This is a genomic window from Lysobacter spongiicola DSM 21749 (assembly GCF_900167055.1).
Lineage (GTDB): Bacteria > Pseudomonadota > Gammaproteobacteria > Xanthomonadales > Xanthomonadaceae > Novilysobacter > Novilysobacter spongiicola.
In genome coordinates this window covers 214,527-240,372 of the sequence record NZ_FUXP01000002.1, presented here as the reverse complement: position 1 = coordinate 240,372, position 25,846 = coordinate 214,527, and the positions used below count along the sequence as shown (strand labels likewise).

Genomic DNA, 25,846 nt, shown 5'->3' with positions numbered 1-25,846 from the left:
ATGGCGGGAGGCCGGCGCGGGGCCGGAACGCCAGACTCGCGCCGGGCGCAGGTCCGGTCAAGCCCGGGCGCACGTCCCGGTAACACCCGGCGGACTATCGTGCGCGCTCCCCACACAGCCAAGGAGAAGCACATGGGCATTTCACGCCACGCCACCGCACACTGGGAAGGCGACCTCAAGAGCGGCCGCGGGCAGCTCAGCACCCCAGCCAGCGGACTGATGGACAAGACCGCCTATGGCTTCAACAGCCGCTTCGGTGACGAGAAGGGCACCAACCCCGAGGAGCTCATCGCCGCCGCCCATGCCGGTTGCTTCACGATGTTCCTGTCCAACCAGCTCGCCGAAGCCGGGCATCCGGCCGAGCGGCTGGATACGCGCGCCGAGGTCGACCTGTCCACCGAGGGTGGCCCGTCGCTGTCCCAGATCCGGTTGGTGCTGGAGGCCGAGGTGCCCGGCATCGATGACGCCCGTTTCCAGGAACTGGCGCGCGACGCCAAGGACAACTGCCCGGTATCGAAGGCGCTGTCGTCGGTGCCGATGAAGCTTGAGGCGACGCTCAAGGGCTGAGCGCGCGCAGTTCCGCCGCGCTAGCGGTTCGAACCCAGGGTCCGCGGGCGCGGCTACCAGTCGATGTGCCCGCGGACCACCAAGCACGATTGCCCGCCCGACCAGATGTCGCCTTCGTCGTCGACCCGCAGGTGCAGCCGGGCATCGAAGCCGACCTCGCGGCCCTGGCTGGCCACGTAGCGGCCGCCCGTCCCCGGCAGGGCATCGTTGTGGGCCAGCCAGGCCGCCAGCGTGGCGTTCGCCGCACCGGAGGCGGCATCCTCGAAAGGCTCGCCTGCGCCGACGAATGCACGCACCGCCAGGTCATGGTCGCCACCATCGCGGGTGCGGGCGTAGGCGCACACGCCCATGGATTTCGTGCTGGCCGCGAGTGCCGCGATGGCCGGCCAGTCGGGGCGGGCGGAGCGCAGGCTTTCCTCGTCCGCCACCTCCGCCACCCACCAGCGGCGGCCGCCATCCATCAACGCCGGCGGCAGGTGGCCTGGCGCGAGACCCTTCAAGGCCGCTTGCAGTCCGGCACTCGCCGGATCGCCCACCTCGACGACCTGCGCCCGCGGTACCCGCACGGCGACGCGGCGGCCGGGCCCTTCGCCCTCGATGGCGAGCGGCAACAGGCCGACCGCGCCTTCCTGCACCAGCCGGCCATCGCGGACCTTGACCATGTCCGCCTCCAGCAGCGCATACGCGGTGCCGACGCTGGGATGGCCGGCGAAGGGCACCTCGCGGGTCGGACTGAACATGCGGACCCGGTAGTCCGCGGAGGCGTCGGTCGGCGCGAATACGAAGGTCGTCTCCGGCCTGCGGTTCCAACGCGCGATCGCCTGCATGTCGCCGTCGTCCAGGCCCTCGCTGTCGAGCACCACCGCCAGTGGATTGCCGGCGCCGGGCCGGTCGGCGAAAACATCCAACTGCAGGTAGCGGCGAAGCGTCATCGTAGATGGGGTTCCTTGGCGTCGCGCCGGGGGTCGGTTCGACTAGAATCGGTCCTTCATGCCCATCCCCCGTGCAGGAGGACCGACAGCGCGCTGCGGTTCGCAGGGACGCATCCGGAGGGGCGGGATTCTAGAGGTTTTGCGGCGGCGTTCGGTTAGCGCGAGGTCACGTGGTGGCACAGGCAGCGGGTTGGGTGGTACTGAAGTTCGGCGGCACGTCGGTGTCGCAACGTGGCCGCTGGGACACCATCGGACGCATCGCCGCCAAACGCGCGCAGGAAGAACAGTGTCGCGTGCTGGTGGTGGTCTCGGCGCTGTCGGGCGTCACCAACGAGTTGCAGGCGATCGCCAATGGCGATGATGTTGGCGGCCGCGTCCACGCGCTGGTGCAGCGTCACGAAGGCTTCTGCCGGGAGTTGGGGCTCGATCCGGCCAGTGTGCTGGGCGAACGGCTCGGAGCTCTGCAGGGGTTGGCTTCGGATCCTAGGGCCGCGAGCCGCCCGCTCGACTGGCAGGCGGAAGTACTGGCGCAGGGCGAGCTGCTGTCCTCGACGCTCGGCGCCCATTACCTGCACGCCAGCGGGCTGGATTTCGGTTGGTGCGATGCGCGCGACTGGCTGCAGGCCGTCGCGTTGCCGAACCAGAGCGCCTGGGCAGGACGGCTGGCGGTGAACTGCAACCGTGAGGCCGCGCCGGGCTTCGTCGAGCGTTTTGCGGCGCAACCGGCACGGATGCTGCTGACCCAGGGCTTCATTGCCCGGCACGAGGACGGCGGTACCGCGGTGCTCGGTCGGGGCGGCTCGGATACATCAGCCGCCTGCCTCGGCGCGCTGCTCGGTGCGCGGCGGGTCGAGATCTGGACCGACGTGCCGGGCATGTTCAGCGCCAACCCGCGCGAGGTGCCTGATGCCCGCCTGCTGGCCCGGCTTGATTACGCCGAGGCTCAGGAAATCGCCACCACCGGCGCCAAGGTGCTGCACCCACGCTCGATCGGCCCGTGCCGCCATGCCGGCGTGCCGATGGCGATCCTCGATACCGCGCGGCCCGACCTGCCGGGCACGCGCATTGATTCCAGTGCCGCCACGGTGCCGGGGGTCAAGGCGATCAGCCGGCGCGACGGCGTGGTGCTGGTGTCGATGGAGAGCATCGGGATGTGGCAGCAGGTCGGCTTCCTGGCCGATATCTTCGAGCGCTTCCGTCGCCACGGCCTCTCGGTGGACCTGATCGGTTCCTCCGAAACCAACGTCACCATCTCGCTCGACCCCAGCGAGAACCTGGTGACCACCAACGTGCTCGAGGCGCTGGCTGCCGACCTGGGCGAGATCTGCCGGGTGAAGGTGATCGTGCCCTGCGCCGCCATCACCCTGGTCGGCCGCGGCATGCGCTCGTTGCTGCACCGCCTGTCCGATATCTGGGCGGCGTTCGGCCGCGAGCGCGTGCACCTGATCTCGCAATCGTCGAACGACCTCAACCTGACCTTCGTGATCGACGAGGCCGATGCCGACGGGCTGCTGCCTTTGCTGCACGCCGAGCTGATCCGCGGCGGCGCCATGCCGGTACTCGATGCCAGCGTGTTCGGCCCGAGCTGGAAGGAGATCACCTTCGGGCCGGTGCAGCGGCCGCAACCCTGGTGGGTGGGGCGGCGCGAGCGCCTGCTCGAGATGGCAGGCGCCGGCACGCCGCGTTACGTCTACGACCTGGCGACGGTGCGCGAGCGCGCACGTGGCCTGCTCGCAAGTGACGCGGTGGATCGCTGCTTCTTCGCCATCAAGGCCAATCCCCACCCGGCGATCCTGCATGCCGTGACCACCGAAGGCTTCGGTTTGGAGTGTGTGTCCCGCGGCGAGCTGGACCACGTATTCGGTGTGCTGCCCGAGCTCTCGCCGCAGCGGGTGCTGTTTACGCCGAGCTTCGCGCCGCGCGGTGAGTACGAGCACGCCTTCGATCGCGGCGTGGCTGTCACCATCGACAACCTCGAGGCCTTGCAGCGCTGGCCGGAACTGTTCCGCGGGCGCACCGTGTGGCTGCGGCTCGACCTTGGCCGGGGCGAAGGCCACCACGAGAAGGTCAAGACCGGCGGCGCCGCAGCCAAGTTCGGCCTGCCGCTGGCGAAGTTCGACGCCTTCCTCGCGCTCGCGCGTTCGCTGGACGTGCGCATCAGCGGCCTGCACGCCCACCTCGGCAGCGGCATCGACGACCCCCTGCATTGGCGGGAGGTCTACGCCAACCTGGCAGGCCTTGCCGACGCGGTCGGCACCGTGGAAACCATCGACATCGGCGGCGGCCTGGGCGTGCCATATACGCCCGATGCGCAGCATTTCGACCTGGTCGCCTGGCGCAACGGGCTCGACGAGATCAAGGCGGCCTACCCACGCTACGGACTGGTGATCGAGCCGGGACGCTACCTGGTGGCGGAGTCCGGCGTGTTGTTGCTGTCGGCCACCCAGGTGGTGGAGAAGGACGGCATCGTGCGGGTGGGGGCGAATGCCGGCATGAACGCCCTGATGCGGCCGGCGGTGTACGAAGCCTGGCACGGCATCCATAACCTCAGCCGCCTCGACGACGCGGATACCGCCGCCTTCGACGTGGTCGGGCCGATCTGCGAGACCGGAGACGTGCTGGGTCGCAACCGCCTGTTGCCGACGGCCACCGCCGAGGGCGACATCCTGCTGGTCGCCGACGCCGGGGCCTACGGCATGGTCATGGCCAACACCTACAACCTGCGGGCATTGCCGGCAGAGGACATCATCGAATGAGTCAGGACACCTGGCGTTTCAACCGGGATGCCATCAAGACGTTCCGCTTCGTGCGTTGCGGGTTCGATTCCGCCACCGGCGTCGCGCAGCTGGTATATGCCTTCGACCAGGGGCCGGAGCTGGTGGAGACAGTCACCGTGCCGGGCGCGCCGTTCGACCTGGACGATGCACGCCTGTCGGCGGTTGAGCGGGCGCTGCGCCTACTGCACCTGATCGCCGGCGTCAGTTACTACAAGGCGGCCGTGCCGGACACCATCTCGATCGATGGTTACGTGATCGACGAGGCCACCGCCGCCCTGCTGGAGACGGTCTATCTCAACGGCCTGGGCGAGTTCGCCTATCGCAACGGGCTCGACCTGCATGGCCGCATCCGCTTCCCGCATTCGGGCGAAGCCGGCGTCGCCCCGGCGGCGGGGCTCGACGGGCATGCCATCGTCGCGATCGGTGGCGGCAAGGACTCGCTGGTCAGCATCGAGGCGCTGCGCGCGCTGGACGTGCAGCAGACGGTCAGCTGGATTGGCGGCTCGCAGCTGATCAAGGCCTGTGCGGAACGGACCGGGCTGCCGACGCTGAACATCGGCCGTGCGCTGGCCCCTCAACTGTTCGAGTACAACCGGCAGGGCGCGTGGAACGGCCACATCCCGGTGACGGCGGTCAATTCGGCGATCCTGGTGCTGGCCGCGCTGGTGCTCGGACACGACCAGGTCGTGTTCTCCAACGAGCGTTCGGCCAGTTACGGCAGCCAGATCGAAGGCACCGGCGAGGTCAACCACCAGTGGTCCAAGGGCTGGGCGTTCGAACAGGCGTTCGCGGCGCACGTGTCGGGGCGCGTGGCGGCGGACCTGCGCTACTACTCGCTGCTTCGCCCGCTGAGCGAACTCGCGGTGGCGCGCCAGTTCACCCGCAGCGACCGCTACGACGCGCATTTTTCCAGTTGCAACCGCAACTTCCATATCCTGGGCGAGCGCCCGGTCAACCGCTGGTGCGGCGTCTGCCCCAAGTGCCACTTCGTATTCCTGGCGCTGGCACCTTTCATGAGCAAGCCGCGACTGGTGGGCATCTTTGGCCGCAACCTGCTGGACGACCCGGCGCAGACCGCAGGCTACGACGCGCTGCTGGAATACCGCGACCACAAACCATTCGAGTGCGTGGGCGAGGCCCGCGAATCACGCGCCGCGATGGCGGCATTGGCCGGCCGCCCGGAGTGGCGCGAGGATGCTTTGGTGAAGCGGTTCGCGAGGGAGATCCAGCCGTTGCTCGATCCCGCCGAGCTGGAGATCGCACCGCTGCTGGTACTCGATGACGAGCAAGGCATTCCGCCTGCCTTGTGGGAACGGCTGCGTGCGCATCTCACAGCTTGAGGGCCAGCGCGTCGCCCTGTGGGGGTGGGGCAGGGAAGGACGTGCGGCATGGCGGGCCCTGCGCTCTCGCTTGCCGGAGTTGCCGCTGACCCTGTTCTGCACTCCGGACGAGGCCGCGGAGGCGCATGCCCTGGGTGATTCGTGGCTGGCGCCGGAAGGCGCACCGGATGCGGATCGCCTGTCGAGCTTCGACGTCGTGGTGAAGTCGCCGGGCATCAGCCCGTACCGGCCCGAGGCGCTCGTCGCCGCGGATCGCGGAACCCGGTTCATCGGCGGCACCGCGATGTGGTTCGGCGAACGCGCCGGCGAGGACGGGGTGGTTGCGTCCACCATCTGCGTCACCGGGACCAAGGGCAAGAGCACCACCACCGCGCTGCTGGCGCACCTGCTCAGGGCGGGGGGCACGCGCACCGCGCTGGCCGGCAACATCGGCATGCCGCTGCTCGAGCTGCTCGACCCGCCGGTGGAGCCGCAGGCGTGGGCAATCGAGCTCTCGAGCTACCAGACCGGTGATGTCGCGGCCAGCGGCGCACGGCCGGAGGTGGCGGTCGCCCTCAACATTTTCCCCGAGCACCTGGACTGGCACGGCAGCGAAGCGCGCTACATCAGCGACAAGCTGCAGTTGCTCACCGGTGCTCGCCCGCGCGTGGCGGTACTGAACGCGAACGACCCGCGGCTGACGGCGCTGTCGCTGCCCGACAGCGAAACCCTCTGGTTCGGGGACCGGCGCGGCTGGCACCTGCGCGGCGACGTGCTGTACCGCGCCGATCGCGAGGTGATGGACACCTCCAGCCTGCCACTGCCGGGGCGCCACAACCGGGGCAATCTCTGTGCCGTGCTCACGGCGCTGGAGGCCATGGGCCACGATGGCGTCGCACTGGCACCGCACGCGGCATCGTTCCTGCCGTTACCCCACCGCCTGCAGGTGCTGGGACAACGCGATGGCACCACCTGGGTCAATGATTCCATCAGCACCACGCCGCACGCGACGCTGGCGGCGCTCGAGTGCTTCGGCGAGCGGCGCATCGCGTTGCTGGTCGGAGGCCATGACCGCGGGGTCGACTGGAGTGGAACCGCCGATGCGCTGGCCGCTCGCTCGCCGCTGGCGGTGGTGACGATGGGCGCCAACGGCCCGCGCATCCACCGGTTGCTGGAGGGGCGAGGCTCCTACCGCCTGTGCGCGGCAGCCGATCTCGCGGATGCGGTGGAGCAGGCGCGCGAGGCGTTGGGCGGTGATGGGGTCCTGTTGCTGTCTCCCGGCGCGCCGAGCTTCGGCCCCTATCGCGACTACGTCGAGCGCGGTCGCCATTTCGCCAGCCTCGCCGGCTTCGACCCCGATGCGATCAGCACCATCCAGGGGCTGGGCATCCATTGAATCCGTCGCCTTCACGGCGACACGCTACTCTCGACGGCGTCTTTCCATCACCGGGAACCGCCGTCATGAGCATGCGCCGCCTCGCAGTATCGATGTCGTTGATGTTGCTCGCCGCCCCTGCATTCGCGGCGGTCCAGACCGAGACGGTGGAGTGGGAGATGGATGGCACTGCCTTCAGCGGCGTACTGGTCTACGACGATGCGAATTCGATCAAGCGGCCGGGCGTGGTGATGGTGCCGAACTGGATGGGTGTGACCGGCGCCTCGGTGGAGAACGCCAAGCGGATCGCCGGGGACGACTACGTGGTGTTGGTGGCCGACGTTTACGGCAAGGACAACAGGCCGGCGGACCGCGAGGAGGCCGCCAAGATCTCGGGCGAGCTGCGCGACGATCGCGAACTGCTGCGGAACCGCGTCTCCAAGGCGGTGGAAGTCCTGCGGGCGCAGGCCGGTGGCGCACCCGTTGATGCCGATGCCATCGCCGCGATCGGCTTCTGCTTCGGCGGGACCAGCGTGCTCGAGCTGGCGCGCGCGGGCAGCGACATCGCTGGTGTCGTCAGTTTCCACGGGGGACTCTCCACGCCGCTCCCGGCAGGGGACGATGCGGTGGACACCTCGATCCTGGTGCTCAATGGCGCTGACGATCGGGGCGTGAGCGACGAGGACATCGCCGCGTTCGAGCGTGAGATGGACGCCGCCGGCGCCGACTGGCAGTTCGTCAACTTCAGCGGAGCGGTGCACTGCTTCGCCGAGCCGGAAGCCAACCACCCGCCGGGCTGCGTCTACGACGAACGCGCCGCCACGCGTGCCTACGAAATGATGGAGGACTTCCTGGAAGAGCGGTTCAGCGGAGCAGCCGTCTCCCGCTGAGGCGCACGCGGTCAGTGATCCCGGCTGATCGCGTACTCCACCAGCCCGCGCAGCGCGGCGATGTGCTCGTTCTCCTCCAGCCCGTCCAGCGCCTCGTTCGCCCGTAGCGCGAAATCCCGTGCGCGCTGGCGGCTGTACTCCAGCCCGCCGGTGGCCTGGATGGCGGCCAGTACCTCGGGCAGGGCGTCGGCATCGCCCTGTTCGATCGCCTCGCGCAGCTTCGCCGCGGTTGCCTGGTCGGCTCGGCCGATCGCGTGGATAAGTGGCAAGGTGGCCTTGCCTTCGGCCAGGTCGTCGCCGAGGTTCTTGCCCAGGGTCTGCGCATCCGAGGCGTAATCGAGCACGTCGTCGGCGATCTGGAACGCGTGCCCCAGGTGGAGCCCATAGTCATGCATGCGCTGCTGGGTCGCCTCGTCGGCACCGGCCAACAGCGCGCCCAGCCGGGTGGCGGCGGCGAACAGCACCGCCGTCTTGCGTTCGATCACGCGCAGGTAAGCGGCCTCGTCGGTATCCGCATTGCGGACATGCAGCAGTTGCAGCACCTCGCCTTCGGCGATCCGGTTGGTGGTGTCGGCGAGGATCTGCATCACCGGCATGCTGTCCAGCTCGACCATCATCTGGAAACTGCGCGAATACAGGAAGTCGCCGACCAGCACGCTGGCGGCATTGCCCCAGACGGCGTTGGCGGTCTTGCGGCCACGTCGGAGGTCGGACTCGTCGACGACGTCGTCGTGCAGCAACGTGGAGGTGTGGATGAACTCCACCACCGCAGCGAGCTGGTGCGCGCGCGGCCCGTGGTGGCCCAACGCGCCGGCCGCCAGCAACAGCAGCATCGGGCGCAGGCGCTTGCCACCCGCACCGATGATGTACTCCGCGACCTGGTTGATCAGCACCACGTCGGACGCGAGCCGGTCCCGGATCAGCGTGTCCACCGCCTGCATGTCGTCCCGAGCCAGGGACTGGATGGCGGTCAGGTCGGGGAGCGCGAGGGGTCTGGCGGAGGCGTGCATGCAGGAACCGGCGTCGGGGGACGGCCGATTATAGAGGCTAGGAAGCCGGCCCTCCGGCGGTCTGCCGCCGAGGGCCGGTGTGGATGCTTCCGTCCTACCGCTTCATCGGGTAGTGCCGGTGCGCAGGTCCCGCGCCTCCAGCCGCGCCGCATTCTCACGGTACTCCAGCCGCCCGTGGCGGCCCTGGTCACCCAGGCTCAACTGGCGCAACTCGAAGGGCGCCGTGAGCCCGCGATAGAGCTCCGGCGCGAACTCCAGCGTCAGCGCCTGCCGGCCAGGACGGAGCCAGTCCGCGGAATGGCCGACCGCCGCCGGGCGCAGTGACCCCGAAGCGTCGGTGCCATGGAGCACGGTGCGGACCTCGTAGCGGCCCTCGCTCGCGACCTGCAGCGGCACGGTGACTTCCAGCCCGTCCGGGCCGGTGGTGACGGCGTAACTGCCGCCCAACCTCGCCGTGGGTGCGGTGACTTCCAGCGCAACCTTCGCATCCCGCAGCAGCGGCTCCCCCGCGGCTTCGCCCACGGCGAACGCATGGGCTTCCCACAGGCCGGGTTGCGACGACGCCTGCCGTGGCAGCTGGGCCTGCAGGCGATAGCCTCCGGCAGTGCGGACCGGGGTCAGGTCGAAGGTCCGCCCGTCGGGCGCGGTCAGCAGCCCGCCCAGTCGTTGCAGCGGCGGTGTCCCGGCGGGGGCGACCAGCTCGGCGTCGATCGATACCGAATCCCCGGTGAGCTTGGTGGTATCCGGATTGACCAGCTTCAGCGCGTACGGGCTGTCGGGCTCGTGGACGTGCACCACGTAGCGCCCGCGTGCGTCGGGTACCTGGATGTCGAATCGGCCCGCACCGAGTTCCGGGCGGAGGCGGAAGCCCAGCGAACCCGCGGCGAAGGGCGCGCCGGTGGCTGCCCGCAGCTCGCTCGCAGGGGCGTTGCGATCCGTCGCGGTGGCCGGGTCCAGCACGCGGCCGCCCCGGAGGATGCGCATGTCCGACGGCTGCACGGCGGCGGCAGCGCCGCGTTCCGGACTCACCAGCACCATGGCACCGGGACGCGTCGTGTGGACGGTATGGCCGCGCGCCAATTCCCTTGCATCCACCGTGGTCCAGTAATCGCGGCTGGTGGCGGTGAAAGGCTGGGGGGCATCAAGGGTGGTGCTGGAGTCGATCGCCCAGGAAAAGCGCACCGGCTCGCGCTCGATGCCTGGCGGGTTGGCCGGGGCGTCCTTCGCCAGCACGGCGACCTTCTGGTCGGCGGGTGAGGCGGCCAGCGGGTGGGACGGTTCGCTTGCGGATGCTTCCTGTGCAAACACCGGGCCCGTGGCAAGCGCGAAGCCGATGGACAGGCACAGCGTGTGGATGGTCGTTGTCCTCATGGTCGGGCTCCTCAAAGGTCGTTGCGCAGGATCACGTCCAGGCCGAAGCAGTCGCGCCGGCTCTGGTTGTGGTTGAGCACCCGGCCACTGCTGGTGCGCTGGTGGTCGCGGAACCAGGTGATGCCGGCCGCCTGCTGGCTGCCGCATTCCAGGAACCCGTCCGAGCAGGAGGAAAGCCAGTTCTGGGTGAACTCCAGCCCGACACTCTGGGCGTAGCCGCCGCAGGTGGCGTTCGAGCTGAAGGGCATGGACGCGACGTCCGTCCCGACGACGTTGTAGAAGTTGCGCGGCAACGAGGGACGTCCGCTGGTGCCGTACAGCCAGTTGGCGTTGTAGCTCGCCATCCAGCTCACCTGTTGCATGCGCACCGCATCGTTCTGGTAACCCAGCAGCCAGCCCAGTGCGCTTTCGAAGGCGTTGCCGGCAATGACGGCATCGGCCAACGGCGTACCGGCCGAGGACGGTGCCAGCGCGTTGACCCAGCGGACCCTGTTGATGATGCCGGGGTAGCGGCTGTCCCAGGTCGGGTTGGACATGATCCAGCGCATGACGTTGCCGCCGTTGCTGTGGGTCAGCACCACCAGGTCGGTGATGCCCTTGCTGGCGATGAACTGCTGCAACTGCCCCGCCAGGCAACCGGCGGCCGCGGGCTCCCACATGTACCGGGTGAAGTCGCAGTTGATGACGACGTAGTTGTTGGCATCCGGCAGGCCTTGCCGGATCGAGTTGATGTTGGCGGTGGTCCAGTAGTCGCCGGCGGCGTTGGTCTGGCTGCCCGTCCCATGGACGAAGGCAACCCCGGTGGAAGCCAGCGCGGGGGCGGTGGCAAGTGCTGACACAAGGAACAGGGCTTGGCGTATCACGGTATCCCTCCCAAGTCGCAGGCAACCCTGGTGCAAGTTCCTTGCGCACTGGCAAGGTTGCGGTTGGCCCGGCATGCGCTTCCCTACGCCGGAGTACGTTCACGGCCGACCGTACTCTCCGTTTGGCCGGGAGTCATGTTGCGTTGCGTGATGCGTGCCGGGCGACCTACCCGCGGACGGGGGATGGTCCGACAACGGGCGCCGGACCCGGTGGGTATACTGGCCCGTCCGTCGCCAGCGTGGCGACCCAGACCACCGGACAGGAACCAGACTCATGGCACGTGGCGTAAACAAGGTGATCCTCGTCGGCAACCTCGGCAACGACCCCGAGACCAAGTACACCCAGGGCGGCATGGCCGTGACCACCCTCAGCCTGGCCACCACCAGCGTGCGCAAGGATCGCGAAGGCAACACCCAGGAGCGCACCGAATGGCACCGGGTGAAGCTGTTCGGCAAGCTTGGCGAGATCGCCGGCGAGTACCTGCGCAAGGGTCGCCAGGTCTACATCGAGGGTTCGATCCGCTACGACAAGTTCACCGGCCAGGACGGGGTCGAGAAGTACTTCACCGACATCGTTGCCGACGAGATGCAGATGCTCGGCGGCGGCGGTGAGGGTGGCGGCGCAGGCGGTGGCGGTGGTGGGCGCAGCGAACGTCCCTCGCGCCCGGCTCCGCGCCAGGAGGCGCCCCGCAAGGAAGCGCCGCCGGCCAAGTCGAACGACTTCGGCAGTGATTTCGCGGACGACGACATTCCGTTCTGATCGCCTGTTGCCGCGCAAAAGCGAGAGCCCCTCATCGAGGGGCTCTTTGTTTGTGAGGGGGGTGGAATCGCAGCCGAGTGACGCTGGCCCGCTAGCCATCCAGCGCATAACATCGAAGTTTCGTTCATCCCGGGGTCAACTTCGATGAAAGCGTGCCTTGCCGTGCTTCCGCTGCTGGCGGTTCTCGCCGTGCCGTCCGCGCCCGCCCGGGCGCAGGACGATACCCGTGGATTGCAGCCGGCCGATCTGGCGGCCATGGACCGCTACTCTTCTCCGACGCTTTCGCCCGACGGCCGCATGGTCGTCTTCGCGCGCCGCAGCGTGGACCTGGAGGCGAACACCAGTACGACCAGCCTCTGGCTGGAAAACCTGGTCGCCCGTGACGCCGCACCCCCGGTGCGGCTGACACCGGTGGACTGGAACGTGAACTCCCCGGCGTTCTCGCCCGATGGCCGGTCCGTGTACTTCCTGAGCGGCAAGTCCGGCAGTTCGCAGCTGTACTCGATTCCGCTGGATGGAGGCACGCCGCGGCGCCTGACCGACTTCCCGGTCGATGTCGAGGGATACCGGGTCTCGCCCGATGGGTCCCGGGTGGCGATCAACGTGGCCGCCTTTCCCGGGTGCGACGGCGACCTCGCATGCACCAGCAAGCGGTTGCAGGACCAGGAGACGAGTAGTTCCACCGGCGTCGTCTACGACCGGATGTTCGTGCGCCACTGGGATGCGTGGCGCGACGGTCGCATGAACCGGCTGTTCGTGGCGGATATCCCATCCGGCAAGGGCATGGTGGGCGATGCCACGGCCTTGGCCACGGACGTGTCGGGAGACGTGCCCTCGCGACCTTTCGGGGACAGCAGTGAATACACCTGGTCGCCGGATGGGCGCTCCATCGTGTTCAGCGCCCGCGACGCGGGGCCGGACGAGCCGTGGTCGACCAACTTCGACCTCTGGCTCGCCAGCGCGGATGGAAAAGGCGCCTCGCGAAACCTCACCGCCGCGAACCCTGCGTGGGACACCGGCGCTGTTTTCTCGCCCGATGGCCGGACGCTGTTCTATCGCGCGATGAAGCGTCCGGGCTTCGAGGCGGACCGCTTCGGCCTGATGGCGCTCGACCTGGCCAGTGGCGAACAGCGCGAGATCGCACCCGACTGGGACCGGTCGGCCAGCAGCATCGTGGTGTCCGAAGACGGGGAAACCCTCTACGTCACCGCGCAGGACACGGGCGAGTACCCGCTGGTCGCGGTCCATGTCGACAGCGGCGGTGTCACCCGGCTGATCGGCGACGGCAGCATCGGGTCCGTGGACCTGCAGGACGGCACGCTTGCCTTCACCCGCGCCAGCCTCGCCACCGGGCCACAGGTGATGGTCGGTGGGATCAACGGCGCGCCTCTCCGCGAGATCACGCCGTCGGCGGGGGAGATGTTGCCCGGCGTCGGTTTCGGCGAGTTCGAACAGTTCACGTTCAAGGGCTGGAACGAGGACACCGTGCACGGGTACGTGGTCAAGCCCTGGAATTACGAGGAGGGCCGCAAGTATCCGGTGGCGTTCCTCATCCACGGTGGGCCCCAGGGCAGTTTCGGCAACGGCTGGAGCTATCGCTGGAATCCGCAGACCTACGCCGGGCAGGGCTATGCGGTGGTCATGATCGACTTCCATGGTTCCACCGGCTATGGACAGGCGTTCACCGACGCCATCAGCCAGCACTGGGGCGACCGCCCACTGGAGGACCTGCAGAAGGGATGGAGGGCCGCGCAGCAGCAGTACCCGTTCCTGGACGGCGACAACGCCTGCGCGCTGGGTGCCAGTTACGGCGGCTACATGGTCAACTGGATCGCAGGCAACTGGAACGAGCCATGGAAGTGCCTGGTCAACCATGATGGCGTCTTCGACACTTGGATGATGGGCTTCGCGACCGAAGAGCTGTGGTTCACCGAGTGGGAGAACGGAGGCACGCCGTGGGAGGTGCCGGAGAACTACCAGCGCTTCAATCCCAGCCGCCATGTCGACAAGTGGCGCGTGCCGATGCTGGTCATCCACGGCGAGAAGGATTTCCGGATCCCGGTGAGCCAGGGGCTGGCGGCATTCACGGCCTTGCAGCGGCAGGGTATCGAGTCGAAGTTCCTGTATTTCCCCGACGAGAACCACTGGGTACTGAAGCCGGCCAACAGCGTGCAATGGCACGAGACCGTCAACGACTGGCTCGAGCAGCACCTCGGCCAGTAGCGGCCGCCACGCGGCAGGCAGGCCCGCCGCACCCCCGAAGCATTGCCGGAGTCCCCGATGTCCGTACCCGCATCGACCGCGTTGATCACCAACGATGCCACCGTGCTCGGCCTGCTGGCGATCACGCTGGGCGCCGTCTTCTGGACCGCGTCGCGGCCTTCGGGCTTCTGGCAGAAGTTCTACAGCTACGTGCCCGCGCTGCTGATGTGCTATCTGCTGCCGTCGGTCTACCACAGCATCGGATTGATCGACGGCAACGCCTCGGGGTTGTATCCGATGGCGCGCGATTACCTGTTGCCGAGCTCGCTGGTGCTGCTGTGCATCGCCATCGATCTTGGCGCGGTACTGCGGCTCGGGCCGCGGGCGGTGATCATGTTCCTGACCGGTACCGTCGGCGTGATGCTCGGGGCGGTCGTGGCATTCCTCGCGATGGGCATCATCCAGCCCGAGGCGGTCGCCGGGGAGACGTGGCGCGGGATGACCACCGTGGCAGGCAGCTGGATCGGCGGTGGCGCCAACCAGGCCGCGATGAAAGAAGTCTTCGAGGTCGAGACGACCCTGTTCGGCCAGTTCGTCGCCGTGGACGTGCTGGTGGCAAATGTCTGGATGGCGGTGTTGCTGCTGCTGGCCGCCCGCGCCAACGCCTTCGACCGCTGGACCCGCGCGGACACCACCGCCATCGACGACCTCAAGCGCCGCATCGAGGCCTACCAGGCCCAGCACTCACGCATCCCGACCTTGCCGGACCTGATGGTGGTGCTGGCGGTCGGTCTCGGTGCGACCGGGCTGGCGCACGCGCTGGCCGAGCCCCTGGTGGCGTGGATCACCAGCCTGCCGGCGGAGTGGCGGCTGCAGGACTACAGCCTGGACTCGAGGTTCTTCTGGATCGTCCTGATCGCCACCACCGTGGGGCTGGCACTGAGCTTCACCCCGGCCCGCCGGCTGGAAGGGGTGGGCGCCTCGAGGATCGGCTCGGCGATGCTCTACGTGCTGGTGGCGACCATCGGCATGCACATGGACCTGGGCGCGTTGCTGGACCGTCCGTGGCTGTTCCTGCTCGGGCTGATCTGGATCAGCGTGCACGCGGGGCTGATGCTCGGCGTGGCCAAGCTCATCCGGGCACCGCTGTTCTTCATGGCGGTGGGCTCGCAGGCGAACATCGGTGGGGCCGCCTCGGCGCCCGTGGTCGCCTCGGCGTTCCATCCCGCGCTGGCGCCGGTCGGTGTCCTGCTGGCGGTCATGGGCTATGCACTGGGGACGTATTTCGCCTACATGACGGGGCTGCTGCTGCAGGCGATGGCGACCTGAAGCATCTTCGACTTTAGTCGAGGCGACGCCCGCTCCACTTCCAATCCGGCCGCGGGGGTTACATTCTCGGGACTCCAGTGCCGGCCTCCCGCCGGCGCGAGAGGAGGGGTGCCGTGAGTTCCATCCTGCTGATGCTGGTCGGCCTGGCCATGATGGCGCTGGGCTTCTTCCTCTATTCATCCTTCCTCGCCAACCGGATCTTCAGGCTCCAGGCCAGCTTCCGCACCCCGGCCCACGAGTTGCGCGACGACGTCGACTTCGTGCCCACCAACAAGTTCGTGCTGTGGGGGCACCACTTCACCTCGGTTGCCGGTGCAGCCCCGATCGTCGGTCCCGCCATCGCCGTCATCTGGGGCTGGGCCCCCGCCTTCCTCTGGGTGACGCTGGGCACGGTGTTCTTCGCCGGCCTGCACGACATGGGCGCGTTGTGGGCCAGCGTGCGCAACAAGGGGCAGTCGATCGGCACGCTCACCGGCAGCGTCATCGGATCGCGGGCGCGCAACCTGTTCCTGGTGGTGATCTTCCTGTTGCTGCTGATGGTCAACACCGCCTTTGCGGTGGTCATCTCCAACCTGCTGGTGGCGACGCCTGCAGCGGTGATCCCGACCTGGTCGGCGATCGTGGTCGCGTTGTTCATCGGCCAGGCGATCTACCGCTACAAGGTCGGGTTGCTTTGGCCCTCGATCATCGGCGTCGTCCTGTTGTACGGCGCCATCTTCCTGGGGCAGGCGTTCCCCATCACCCTGCCGGAGTCGGTGTTCGGGCTGGCTCCGAAGGCGCAGTGGATCATCCTGCTGTTCACCTACGCCGGCATAGCATCCCTGCTCCCCGTGTGGGTGCTGCTGCAGCCGCGCGACTACATCAACGGCTTGCAGTTGTTCATCGGTCTGGGCCTGCTGTACGCGGCCACGCTGTTCTCCGGGCCCGAGATCGTCGCACCGGCGTTCAACGATGCGGTGCCGGAGGGGACGCCCGGCATCGTGCCACTGCTGTTCGTCACCATCGCCTGCGGTGCCATCAGTGGCTTCCATGGCCTGGTCGCTTCGGGCACCAGCTCCAAGCAGCTCGACAAGGAAACCGACGCGCGCTTCGTCGGTTACTTCGGGGCGGTGGGCGAGGGCATGCTTGCGCTCGCGGCGATCATCTGCTGCGCGGCCGGTTTCGCCACCCTGGGTGAATGGGAAGCGGTCTACACCAAGTTCGGCGCTGGCGGCGTCAATGCCTTCGTCGCCGGGGGTGGCAACATCCTGGCCAACGGGCTCGGGCTGGATCCGGGGCTGGGCAGCACCATCCTGGCGGTGATGGCGATCCTGTTTGCCGCTACCACCATGGATACCGGGCTGCGGCTGCAGCGCTACGTGGTGCAGGAAGCCGCCCAGATCGCGGGCGTGCGCGCGCTGCAGGGGAGCGTCGCGGCGACCCTGGCTGCGCTGGTGTTCTGCGTGGCGTTGACCTTCAGTGCCGGCGGCGACGGGTCCGGCGGCATGCTGATCTGGCCGCTGTTCGGGACCACCAACCAGCTGCTGGCGGGCCTGACCCTCTCGATCCTCTCGGTGATGCTGATCAAGTTGCGCCGCCCCGTGTGGGTCACGGCGGTGCCGCTGGTGTTCCTGCTGGTGATGTCGGTACTCGCGCTGGTGGTCCAACTGGGCACGTTCTACCGCGAAGGCAACTGGCTGTTGCTGGGCATGGACATCGTGATCCTGGTGGCGGCCCTGTGGGTGGCGCTGGAAGCATTCATCGCGATGCGCCGCGGCGCGGATGCAGTGGCGACGGTCCGGCCGGAGGGGTGATGGGGCCGTCGACGCACAAGCGTGGATCCTCGCGGCTGTCCCGCCTCTCGGCGGGCCTGCGCGAGTTCTACGTCGCCCCCTACAGGCGAACCTTCGCCCGCGCCCGCCGCGACGAGGAGGACCTGTTCATGCTGCTGGTGTTCGCCGAATCGCTGGGTGTCCCCAACCCCGCCGGCTGCTACACGCTGGAGCTGATGCCGGTGATGTACGAGCGATTCCACGACTGGCACCGCCGCATGGGCATGGAGCGTTCGCCGCTGGACCACGTCGGGTGTTGTTGAACCTCGCCCGCGACCGCCGGGTCCTCTTCATCGGCGGGAAAGGCGGCGTCGGCAAGACAACGGTGGCGGCGGCCACCGCCATCGGGATGGCCAGCGAAGGCCGGCGCGTGCTGCTGGTATCGACCGACCCGGCGCACAACCTGGGGCACCTGTTCGGGCGGGACATCGGGCCGAGCAGGGTGCGGCTCGCACCCAACCTCGACGGGGTCGAGCTGGACCCGGAGCAGACGGCGCGCCAGCATCTCGACGAGGTCGGGACGGCGCTTCGACGCCTCATGCCTGCGCACCTCGCCGGGGAGGTGGACAAGCACATGGCGCTGTCGATGGACACGCCCGGCATGCACGAGGCGGCGCTGCTCGAGCGCATCGCGCAGACAGTGGAGGAGGGATTGCAGGAATACGACCTGCTGGTGTTCGACACCGCGCCTTCAGGCCATACCGCGCGGTTGATGGCACTGCCGGAGATGATGTCGGCATGGGTCGAGGGCCTGATGCACCGGCAGGAACGGGCGGGCCGGTTCGGCGACGTCCTGCGGCGGATCGGCGGGGACGACGGGGTGGGCAGCCGGGTCGTGGGCAATACCGGAGCCACGGGAGGGCGGGGGGATCGCGACGGGCAGGTCCGTGAACTGCTCGACCGGCGTCGCCATCGTTTCGTCCACCTGCGTGCGGTACTGGGGGACCCGGCCGTCACCGCCTTCGTGATCGTGCTGGTAGCCGAGCGCCTGCCGGTCATGGAAACGATTGAACTCCACGCGCAGCTCAGGCGCGCCGGAGTCACCGTCGGCGGGCTGGTGGTCAACAAGCGTTCGCCGGAGGATGCCGGCGAATTCATGGCTGCCAGGGCACGGCAGGAGCAGGTCTACCTGCAGCAACTGGTGGAGGCGCTTCCTGACTTGCCGATCGAGGAGGCTGGGCTTCAGGCGGCGGAGGTCGTGGGGGTCGAAGCCTTGGCCGCGTTCGCCGGCCGACTGCGCGATGCCGCGGGAGCGGCCAGCCGCGACGCGCCTACAACCACCCCGCGCGCCTGAACATGCGGTGCAGCCACAGGACCACGCCACCCACCGCGGCAACCAGCACCCCGTAGGCCCAGCGCCCCTGCAACTCCGGCATGTGCACGAAGTTCATGCCGTACCAGCTTGCCACCAGCGTGGGGGCCGCCAGCAGTGCGGCCCAGGCGCCGAGTCGCTTGACGATCTCGCCCTGCCTCACCGTCACCAGTGCGAGGTTCACGCTGACCGCCGCGGTCAGCATCTCGCGCAGCGTGTCGGTAGTCTCGTTGACCCGGACCACGTGGTCATGGACATCGCGCAGGTACAGCTGGATCTCCTCGCCGATCAGGTCGCCCCGCGCGCGGGTGAGCTGGGCCAGGATGTCCTGGAGGGGGGCTGCGGCCATGCGGAGCCGGGTGAGTTCGCGCTTGAGGTCGTACAGCTTCTTGACGGTCTGCTTGCGGTAGTCGTCGGCAAAAATGTCCTGCTCGAGCGAATTCAGCACTGCCCCGAATTCATCCACGATCGGTGCGAAACGGTCGACGGCCATGTCGAGCACCGCGTACAGGGCGGCGGCCGGGCCATGCGCCAGCAACTCCGGCTCGCGCTCCATGCGTGCGCGGGCCGCTTCGTAGGTGGTGGAAGCACCGTGGCGAACGGTGACCAGGTAGTGCTGGCCGACGAACAGGTGGGTCTCGCCGAACTGGATCCGGGTACCCACCAGCTGTGCGGTATGGATGGCGATGAACAGGGATTGCCCGTACGTCTCGATCTTGGGCCGCTGGTGGGCGTGATGGGCATCCTCCACCGCGAGGTCGTGCAGGCCGAACTCCTCCTGCAGCTTGTCGAGCAGCGCCTCGTCAGGTTCGTAGAGGCCGAGCCAGACGAAGCTGCCGTCATCGGCGTCGAGGACGTCGCTGATCGCATCGATGCTGATGTCGCTGCGCTGGCCCGATCGATCATAGGCGGCACAGTTCACCACACCGCTGGGAAGGCTGGAGCTGGTCATCGGCGGATGGTGCCATGCCCCCGGATTGATTGGAGCGTCCAGGCCAAAGCAAGCTGGACCGGCAGGATCGCGACGATCCAGTGCAGGTGTCGCTGCGGAAACGGTTCCAGCCAGTACATCACCAGCGCACATGCCGAGCCTGCGGCCACCACCCACGCCAGCCACGTCGACCAGCGCGCCGGTGTCCCGCGCCTCAGGACCCGCCAGGCCGCCGGCAACAGCAGCCACCCGAACGGGCTGAACAGGAGCAGGTTGCGATTTGCCCAGCCGAACTCGTGCGCGGTCCCGAACCAGATGAAGAGCATCAGCGCCGAGAGCAGGCCCGACACCAGCCAGAAACTGAAGGCAACCGTGGCCCACGTCCGGCGGAGGCGGGCACCCGCGCCCACGACCACCGCCGCGAGGCCAAGGCCGGCCAGCAACCACGGCCACCATGGTCGCGGCGTCCCGGCCATCTCCGGTTCCGGTGGCAACCGGTGGGGAATCAGCAACCGCTGATCCACCACCAGCGGGCGCCCCTGCCGGTTTACCGCTGCCGCGAGCTCGTCCTCCAGGCGCATTGGCACGAAGGCTTCGGCCCACCCATCGAGTGGTACGTCCGCGGCAGGCCCCAGGCCGATGTCAAACCCCAGCCACATCCAGAAGTCGGGGGAGGCGAGACGGGTCGATTCGCTGCGGAACGTGGTGGCGCGCCGGGTATCGAGCTGCTGGTGCAGGCGCCCGCCCAGCGCACGGTCCAGCGCATCGCGGACCCGCGTGGAGCAGTTGTCCAGGAAGTAGTCGTAGCCGTAATGGGCGTTTTCCGGCCGGGCATTCTCGGCGAGTGCCGCGGCGAGTTCGGAGGCATCACGTGCGTCCAGGTCCAGCCACTGCAGCGACACGCCGCGTCCGACATCGCGGTAGTACTCGAGGTCCTGCTCAAGCGGTAGCGCAACCAGCCGGTAGCGCATGTCGCCGCGCACGAAGCGGGCGATGAAATCCTCTTCGGTGGGGTCGAAGAAGCCGAAGTTGTACGAGGTGACGCTGCCGTCGACAGGATCGGCCACCACGATCGCGTTGTGGCCGAAGCGCTCGAAGAATATCTCCCCCGGTTGCATCGTCACCACGCCGATGCGGGGCGCGGCGAAGGCGACGCAACTCCAGGTCCAGAGCGCCAGGGCCAGCAGCAGCCGCGCCGTGCGGCCGCGGCGCTCAGGCATGTTCCAGCTCGCCCAGTACGCTGACATGGAATGCGTGCACGCGCCGGGCATCGGCGCCGGACACGCGGAACACGAAACGGTCCAGGGTCAGTTCCTCGCCGGCTTCGGGCAGGTGGCCGATGGCGGCGGTGACCAGGCCGCCGATGGTGTCGTACTCGTCATCGTCGAAGTCGGCACCGAAGCGCTCGTTGAAGTCCTCGATCGGCGTCAGGGCATCCACCACGAACTGGCCATCCGCCTGGGCGGCGATCAGGGCGTTGGGATCCTCGGCGTCGTCGTGCTCGTCGTCGATCTCGCCGACGATCTGCTCGAGCACGTCTTCGATGGTGAGCAGGCCGGCCACCCCGCCGTGCTCGTCGATGACGATCGCCATGTGGTTTCTTGACTGCCGGAACTCGCGCAGCAGGATGTCCAGCCGCTTAGATTCGGGGATCAGGACCGCCGGGCGGAGCAGGGCGTGCACGCTGGCCGGGCCGTTGTCGGCGACGACGCCGCGCAGCAGGTCCTTGGCCAGCAGGATGCCGAGGATCTCGTCCTTGTCCTCGCCGTGTACCGGGAAGCGCGAGTGGCCCGACTCGACCACCAGCCTCATCAGATCCAGGAATGGCGCTTCGGCGGGCAGGGCGACCATCTGCGAGCGCGGGATCATGACGTCGCCGACGGTGAGGTCGGAAACGGCGATCGCGCCTTCCATCATGGTCAGGGTGTCGGCGGCGATGAGGCCGTCGGCCTGTGCATCGCGAAGCAGTTCGACCAGGTCCTCGCGGGTGGTCGGCTCGCCGGAAAGTGCGGAGCTGATGCGGTCCAGCCAGGAGCGGCGCTTCTCGGAAGCGCGCTCGGGCGCGTCGGCCGTGGCTGCGTATGTTGGGGTACTACTGTCGTCCTCGGACATTGGTGCATTCATGGATACGCCCGGGGGGAAGGGCGTCGGGACGAGTCTAGCGCATCGCCGTGGCCCGGGTGCGTGATCAGCCGCCCGGCAGGTAAGGGTCCGCGATACCCATCGTGGCCAGGATTTCGCGCTCCAGCTGCTCCATGCACTCGGCTTCCGTGTCGTCCTCGTGGTCCCAGCCGAGCAGGTGCAGCACGCCGTGCACCGTCAGGTGGGCGTAGTGCTCGTTCAGGGACTTGCCCTGTTCACGCGCTTCCCGGGCCACCACCGGGGTGCAGATCACCAGGTCACCCAGCAGCGGAAGCTGCACCCCTTCCGGCAGGTCGGCCGGGAAGCTGAGGACGTTGGTCGCGTAGTCCTTGCCGCGGTAGTGGCGGTTGAACGCACGCCCCTCCTTGGCATCCACCAGGCGGATGGCGAGGTCGGCCTCGCGGATGCGGCCGTCCAGTGCTGCCGCGACCCAGCGGCGGAAACTGACGGCGGCCGGGACGCCGGCGCGCGGGACCCCGTAGCTGATCGAGACGTCGAGACGGGCGGGGCCGAGGGTCATCGCGGTGCGCAGCTCAGGTGTTGGGGCCGGTCTGGCCGTCCTGCTCGTCACGCGCGTCGTAGGCGTTGACGATCCTGGCGACCAGCGGGTGGCGGACGACGTCGCGTGCCTCGAAGAACGTGAAGCTGATGCCATCGACGTTGCGCAGCACGTCCAGCGCGTCCTTCAGCCCGGACTTCTGGTGCTTGGGCAGGTCGATCTGGGTGAGGTCGCCGGTGACGACCGCGGTGCTCCCGTAACCGATGCGGGTCAGGAACATCTTCATCTGCTCGATGGTGGTGTTCTGCGCCTCGTCGAGGATCACGTACGCGTCGTTGAGCGTGCGCCCGCGCATGTAAGCCAGCGGGGCGATCTCGATGACGTTCTTCTCCAGCAGCTTGACCACCTTTTCCACGCCGAACATCTCGTACAGCGCGTCGTAGAGCGGGCGCAGGTAGGGATCGACCTTCTGGGTGAGATCGCCCGGCAGGAAGCCCAGCTTCTCCCCGGCCTCGACCGCAGGACGCACCAGCACCAGCCGTTGCACGCGGGACTCGTTGAGCGCCTCGACCGCGCTGGCGACGGCCAGGAAGGTCTTGCCGGTACCGGCCGGGCCGATGCCGAAGTTGATGTCGTGGGTGGCGATGGCGTGCAGGTAGCGCGCCTGGTTCTGGCCGCGGCCGCGGATGGTGCCGCGCTTGACGCGGATGGCGACCTCCTGCGGTTCGTAGTCCCCATCCTTTCCGGGCGGCGGGTCGATCCCCGCCAGGGCGAGGTGGATCGCAGGTTCATCCAGCGTCTCGTTGTCGGCATCGCCCCAGAGACCGCGCAGCAGCGTTTCGGTCTTCCCGACCATGGCCTTGGGCCCGGTGAGACGGTAGACATTGCCGCGGCTCGATATTTCCACGCCGGTGCGCAGTTCGATCATGCGCAGGTGCCCTTCGAAGGGACCGTTGAGGTTGGCGAGGCGTTCGGCGTCGGGCGGATCGAGGGTGAATTCGGAAGTCGTGCGTGAGGCCATCGGTGCAGGAGGCTGCAGGGGGGAGGGGCCAGCTTGCGCCCGGCGCGGGGTTTTCGCAAAGTGTCCCGACCTTCGAGCGATGGCGGGCCGTACATGCGCAGGACCACGGGAGTGTTGGGTGTGGCGGTCGGGCTGGCGCTGTCGTGCCAGGCGATGGCAGCGGACGTGACGGTACTGGCGGCGGGGCGTATCCACACCATGGATGCCGTGCAGCCGGAGGTGGAGGCGCTGGCCTTCGACGAAGACGGCGAGATCCTCGCGCTGGGCGGGCGCAGCGAATTGCTGCGGCGTTACCCCGATGCCGAGCGCCTCGACTTCGCCGGGGCGACGGTGGTGCCAGGCCTGATCGACGCCCACGGACACGTCGCGGGTCTTGGCATGACGCGGATGCAGGCCGACCTGGTCGGCAGCGCCAGCAAGCAGGAGGTGGTGGAGCGGCTGCGTGCCTTCGCTGCCGACCTGCCGGAAGGCGAATGGCTGGTCGGTCGCGGGTGGGACCAGAACGACTGGCCGGAACGGTCGTTTCCGACCGCAGCCGACCTCGACGCCGCCTTTCCGGACCGCCCGGTCTGGCTGACCCGCATCGACGGCCACGCCGGCTGGGCGAACAGCGCGGCGATGGAAGCAGCGGCGGCGAAATCGGGGCGGGACCTGGCTGGCGAATGGCAGCCCGAGGGCGGCCGCATCGTGCGCGAGGCAGGTGGTGCTGCGACCGGCATATTCGTCGATGGCGCGATGCCGCTGGTCGAGTCGGCGCTGCCATCGATGGACGCGGCCGACACCGAGCGGGCGCTTTCCCTCGGCATGGAAATGGCGGTCGAGCACGGGCTGACCGGCGTCCATGATGCCGGGGTCTCGCTGGAACAATTACGTGCCTACCAGGCGTTGGCCGACCGCGGTGACATGCCGTTGCGCATCCACGCGATGGCCGATGGCGACAGCGACGCGCTGGCGTGGCTGTGCGACAACGGTACGTATATGCATCCCGGCGGCAGGCTGCAGATGCGCGCCGTGAAACTCTACATCGACGGCGCACTCGGCAGCCGCGGTGCGGCCTTGATCGAGGACTACAGCGATGACTCGGGCAATGACGGCCTGCTGCTGATGACGCCCGGTCAACTGGTGGACGTGGCGGCACGGGCCAAGGAATGCGATGTCCAGGTCGCCACCCATGCGATCGGGGACCGTGGCAACCGCGTCGTACTCGATGCCTTCGAACAGGTCCTGGGCAGCGACGCCGAAAGCGATCACCGCTGGCGGATCGAACATGCGCAGATCCTCACCGGTCCTGACATCCCCCGGTTCGCGCCACTGGGCGTGATCGCCTCGATGCAGCCCACCCATGCGACGTCCGACATGCCATGGGCGGCCGAGCGTACCGGCCCCGAACGCATCCAGTGGGCCTACGCGTGGCGCAAGCTGCGCGATGCCGGGGCACGTCTCGCCCTGGGGTCGGACTTCCCGGTCGAATCGGTCGACCCGCGCCTGGGTCTGTATGCGGCCGCCACCCGCACCGATGCACAGGGCATGCCGGAAGGGGGCTGGCTCCCGCAGGAGAAGCTCACCGCGTGGGAATCCTTGCGCGGCTTCACCCGGGATGCCGCATACGCCGGCTTCGCAGAGGACCGCGTCGGCAGCCTCGCCGTCGGCAAGCGCGCCGATTTCGTGCTGCTCGCGCAGGACCCATTGGCGATCGATCCGGCGCAACTGGACGAGCTCCAGGTGCTGTCGACCTGGGTCGACGGAGAGGCGGTCTACCAGCGGCCGTGACGCGTTGAGTGTCCGCGCACCCTACGCCGGGGTGCGGAAAAACCGGGACGTCGGTCAAACGTCCGCCCTGGACGCGGCCCCTAGAATGGGGCCTCGGAGTTGTACGTTGTCCACGGACCGGATACAGGGAGCAAGACCTGCATGACGCATTCCAATTGGCGCAGGGGCGCCTTCGTCGTCGCGACCGTTTCCATCGTTGCCGCCGGTGCCTTTTTCGTCAGGGCCCCCGCGCATATTCCCGATGCACCCGATACCGAGAGACCGCGTGATGCTGGCGATCCCGTCGCGAGCGAGGTTGGCTCGAGTGGGAGCCGCTCCCGCGCGAACGGCGGAACCACGGATGCCACTGCTCCAGGTGCAGGCGCGCCGCCGATTCCCGAAGGGCTGCCACCGGTGGATCCGGTCGATCCGCCGGAGTATGCCACCGGGCTGGCTCCGGATACCCTCTATGTCCCCGATCCAGAGGTGAAGGCGCACTTCGCCGGGAAGCTGCCTTTCGGCGTCGATGACCGCACCTACGTGGAGTTCAACCGGCGCGCGCTGTCTGACCTCGCGGTGGGCTCCCGGCTGACGCTGCGTACCCCGGACGACGGCAAGATCCATACCATCCGGGTCGACGATGTCCAGGTCCATCCAAACGGGGACAAGTCATGGTTCGGCCACGTGCTTGATGTCGATGGGGATTCCCTGCCGGCGGTCTTTACCCAGGGTGCGGATTCCAGCTTCGGCAACATCAGCACCAGCAGCGGCACCTACAGCCTGGAAGCCGAAGGACGGATGGGCTGGATCGCCAACGTCAATACCCTGCGTCGCCACCAGGACTTCGACCAGCCTGACGTGCTGGTGCCCGACCCCGCTGATTCGGCTGCGCCGCCAGGCGGCTACTGACCGGGCCAGCGCCGCTGCGTGGCGCCTCGCCGCGCCGCGTCGTATGTCTTCTCCCAGCCGCCGGCAAACCCGGCGGT

22 protein-coding genes are annotated in these 25,846 nt (G+C 68.3%); 13 read left to right on the top strand and 9 right to left on the bottom strand.

Going from position 1 to position 25,846, the window contains the following annotated elements; all coding sequences use genetic code 11:
* The first annotated feature begins 132 nt into the window (after window positions 1-132).
* Window positions 133-567, top strand: a complete 435-nt coding sequence (locus B5D37_RS05380; protein WP_078757671.1) for an OsmC family protein — start codon at window positions 133-135, stop codon at window positions 565-567.
* Between the two features lie 53 nt (window positions 568-620).
* Here the strand turns inward: B5D37_RS05380 and B5D37_RS05375 are convergent, their stop codons facing one another.
* The gene (locus B5D37_RS05375; RefSeq protein WP_078757670.1) at window positions 621-1,499 is read right to left on the bottom strand and encodes a PhzF family phenazine biosynthesis protein; all 879 of its coding nucleotides are present in this window, start codon (window positions 1,497-1,499) and stop codon (window positions 621-623) included.
* A 170-nt stretch (window positions 1,500-1,669) separates the two neighbouring features.
* Between B5D37_RS05375 and B5D37_RS05370 the strand changes: the two genes are divergently transcribed.
* The 4 genes from B5D37_RS05370 (at window position 1,670) to B5D37_RS05355 (ending at window position 7,860) form a co-directional block, all read left to right on the top strand.
* A complete protein-coding gene (locus B5D37_RS05370) occupies window positions 1,670-4,255 on the top strand; it encodes a bifunctional aspartate kinase/diaminopimelate decarboxylase (protein WP_078757669.1) in 2,586 nt (861 codons plus the stop codon).
* Window positions 4,252-5,616: a UDP-N-acetyl-alpha-D-muramoyl-L-alanyl-L-glutamate epimerase gene (gene murL, locus B5D37_RS05365; RefSeq protein ID WP_078757668.1), complete on the top strand. Its 1,365-nt coding sequence runs from the start codon at window positions 4,252-4,254 to the stop codon at window positions 5,614-5,616. The genes B5D37_RS05370 and murL overlap by 4 nt, the downstream gene beginning before the upstream one ends.
* A complete protein-coding gene (gene murD / locus B5D37_RS05360) occupies window positions 5,597-6,991 on the top strand; it encodes a UDP-N-acetylmuramoyl-L-alanine--D-glutamate ligase (RefSeq protein WP_078757667.1) in 1,395 nt (464 codons plus the stop codon). The genes murL and murD overlap by 20 nt, the downstream gene beginning before the upstream one ends.
* A 65-nt stretch (window positions 6,992-7,056) precedes the next feature.
* Window positions 7,057-7,860 carry a dienelactone hydrolase family protein gene (locus tag B5D37_RS05355; protein ID WP_078757666.1) on the top strand — a complete coding sequence of 268 codons (804 nt, stop codon included), beginning with the start codon at window positions 7,057-7,059 and terminating at the stop codon, window positions 7,858-7,860.
* An 11-nt stretch (window positions 7,861-7,871) separates the two neighbouring features.
* On the opposite strand, the gene B5D37_RS05350 is transcribed toward B5D37_RS05355, so the two are convergent.
* From B5D37_RS05350 to B5D37_RS05340, 3 genes are all read right to left on the bottom strand, one after another.
* Complete coding sequence (locus B5D37_RS05350) at window positions 7,872-8,870, bottom strand: polyprenyl synthetase family protein (protein ID WP_078757665.1); 999 nt, start codon at window positions 8,868-8,870, stop codon at window positions 7,872-7,874.
* Between the two features lie 102 nt (window positions 8,871-8,972).
* Entirely contained in the window at window positions 8,973-10,241 is a 1,269-nt protein-coding gene (locus B5D37_RS05345; protein ID WP_078757664.1) for a DUF4785 domain-containing protein, read from the bottom strand.
* An 11-nt stretch (window positions 10,242-10,252) separates the two neighbouring features.
* On the bottom strand, window positions 10,253-11,104 hold the full coding sequence (locus B5D37_RS05340; protein ID WP_078757663.1) for a hypothetical protein: 852 nt from the start codon (window positions 11,102-11,104) through the stop codon (window positions 10,253-10,255).
* Window positions 11,105-11,378: 274 nt separating this feature from the next.
* Between B5D37_RS05340 and ssb the strand changes: the two genes are divergently transcribed.
* From ssb to B5D37_RS05310, 6 genes are all read left to right on the top strand, one after another.
* A complete protein-coding gene (gene ssb / locus B5D37_RS05335) occupies window positions 11,379-11,864 on the top strand; it encodes a single-stranded DNA-binding protein (RefSeq protein ID WP_078757662.1) in 486 nt (161 codons plus the stop codon).
* A gap of 144 nt (window positions 11,865-12,008) precedes the next feature.
* Complete coding sequence (locus B5D37_RS05330; protein WP_078757661.1) at window positions 12,009-14,087, top strand: S9 family peptidase; 2,079 nt, start codon at window positions 12,009-12,011, stop codon at window positions 14,085-14,087.
* Between the two features lie 57 nt (window positions 14,088-14,144).
* On the top strand, window positions 14,145-15,395 hold the full coding sequence (locus B5D37_RS05325; RefSeq protein ID WP_078757660.1) for a DUF819 family protein: 1,251 nt from the start codon (window positions 14,145-14,147) through the stop codon (window positions 15,393-15,395).
* Window positions 15,396-15,508: 113 nt separating this feature from the next.
* Complete coding sequence (locus B5D37_RS05320; RefSeq protein WP_078757659.1) at window positions 15,509-17,188, top strand: carbon starvation CstA family protein; 1,680 nt, start codon at window positions 15,509-15,511, stop codon at window positions 17,186-17,188.
* Complete coding sequence (locus tag B5D37_RS05315) at window positions 17,188-17,469, top strand: cory-CC-star protein (RefSeq protein WP_078757658.1); 282 nt, start codon at window positions 17,188-17,190, stop codon at window positions 17,467-17,469. Before B5D37_RS05320 ends, B5D37_RS05315 begins: the two co-directional genes overlap by 1 nt.
* Window positions 17,460-18,500: an ArsA family ATPase gene (locus B5D37_RS05310; protein ID WP_078757657.1), complete on the top strand. Its 1,041-nt coding sequence runs from the start codon at window positions 17,460-17,462 to the stop codon at window positions 18,498-18,500. Before B5D37_RS05315 ends, B5D37_RS05310 begins: the two co-directional genes overlap by 10 nt.
* On the opposite strand, the gene B5D37_RS05305 is transcribed toward B5D37_RS05310, so the two are convergent.
* The 5 genes from B5D37_RS05305 to B5D37_RS05285 all read right to left on the bottom strand — a co-directional run bounded on the left by B5D37_RS05305 (window position 18,478) and on the right by B5D37_RS05285 (window position 23,111).
* Window positions 18,478-19,470, bottom strand: coding sequence for a magnesium and cobalt transport protein CorA (locus B5D37_RS05305; RefSeq protein ID WP_078757656.1), 993 nt, complete (start codon window positions 19,468-19,470; stop codon window positions 18,478-18,480). The genes B5D37_RS05310 and B5D37_RS05305 overlap by 23 nt on opposite strands.
* Window positions 19,467-20,669, bottom strand: a complete 1,203-nt coding sequence (locus tag B5D37_RS05300; protein WP_078757655.1) for a lipoprotein N-acyltransferase Lnb domain-containing protein — start codon at window positions 20,667-20,669, stop codon at window positions 19,467-19,469. Before B5D37_RS05300 ends, B5D37_RS05305 begins: the two co-directional genes overlap by 4 nt.
* Window positions 20,662-21,561: a CorC family transporter gene (locus tag B5D37_RS05295; RefSeq protein WP_078757654.1), complete on the bottom strand. Its 900-nt coding sequence runs from the start codon at window positions 21,559-21,561 to the stop codon at window positions 20,662-20,664. Before B5D37_RS05295 ends, B5D37_RS05300 begins: the two co-directional genes overlap by 8 nt.
* 76 nt (window positions 21,562-21,637) lie before the next feature.
* Window positions 21,638-22,111, bottom strand: coding sequence for an rRNA maturation RNase YbeY (ybeY, locus tag B5D37_RS05290; RefSeq protein WP_078757653.1), 474 nt, complete (start codon window positions 22,109-22,111; stop codon window positions 21,638-21,640).
* A gap of 13 nt (window positions 22,112-22,124) precedes the next feature.
* Window positions 22,125-23,111, bottom strand: a complete 987-nt coding sequence (locus B5D37_RS05285) for a PhoH family protein (protein ID WP_078757652.1) — start codon at window positions 23,109-23,111, stop codon at window positions 22,125-22,127.
* Window positions 23,112-23,204: 93 nt separating this feature from the next.
* Here B5D37_RS05285 and B5D37_RS05280 point away from each other — a divergent pair, with 93 nt between their 5' ends.
* Together B5D37_RS05280 and B5D37_RS05275 are read left to right on the top strand one after the other, a co-directional pair.
* Window positions 23,205-24,881, top strand: coding sequence for an amidohydrolase (locus B5D37_RS05280; RefSeq protein WP_078757651.1), 1,677 nt, complete (start codon window positions 23,205-23,207; stop codon window positions 24,879-24,881).
* 141 nt (window positions 24,882-25,022) lie between these two features.
* Complete coding sequence (locus tag B5D37_RS05275; protein ID WP_143814154.1) at window positions 25,023-25,769, top strand: hypothetical protein; 747 nt, start codon at window positions 25,023-25,025, stop codon at window positions 25,767-25,769.
* The last annotated feature ends 77 nt before the right edge of the window (window positions 25,770-25,846 follow it).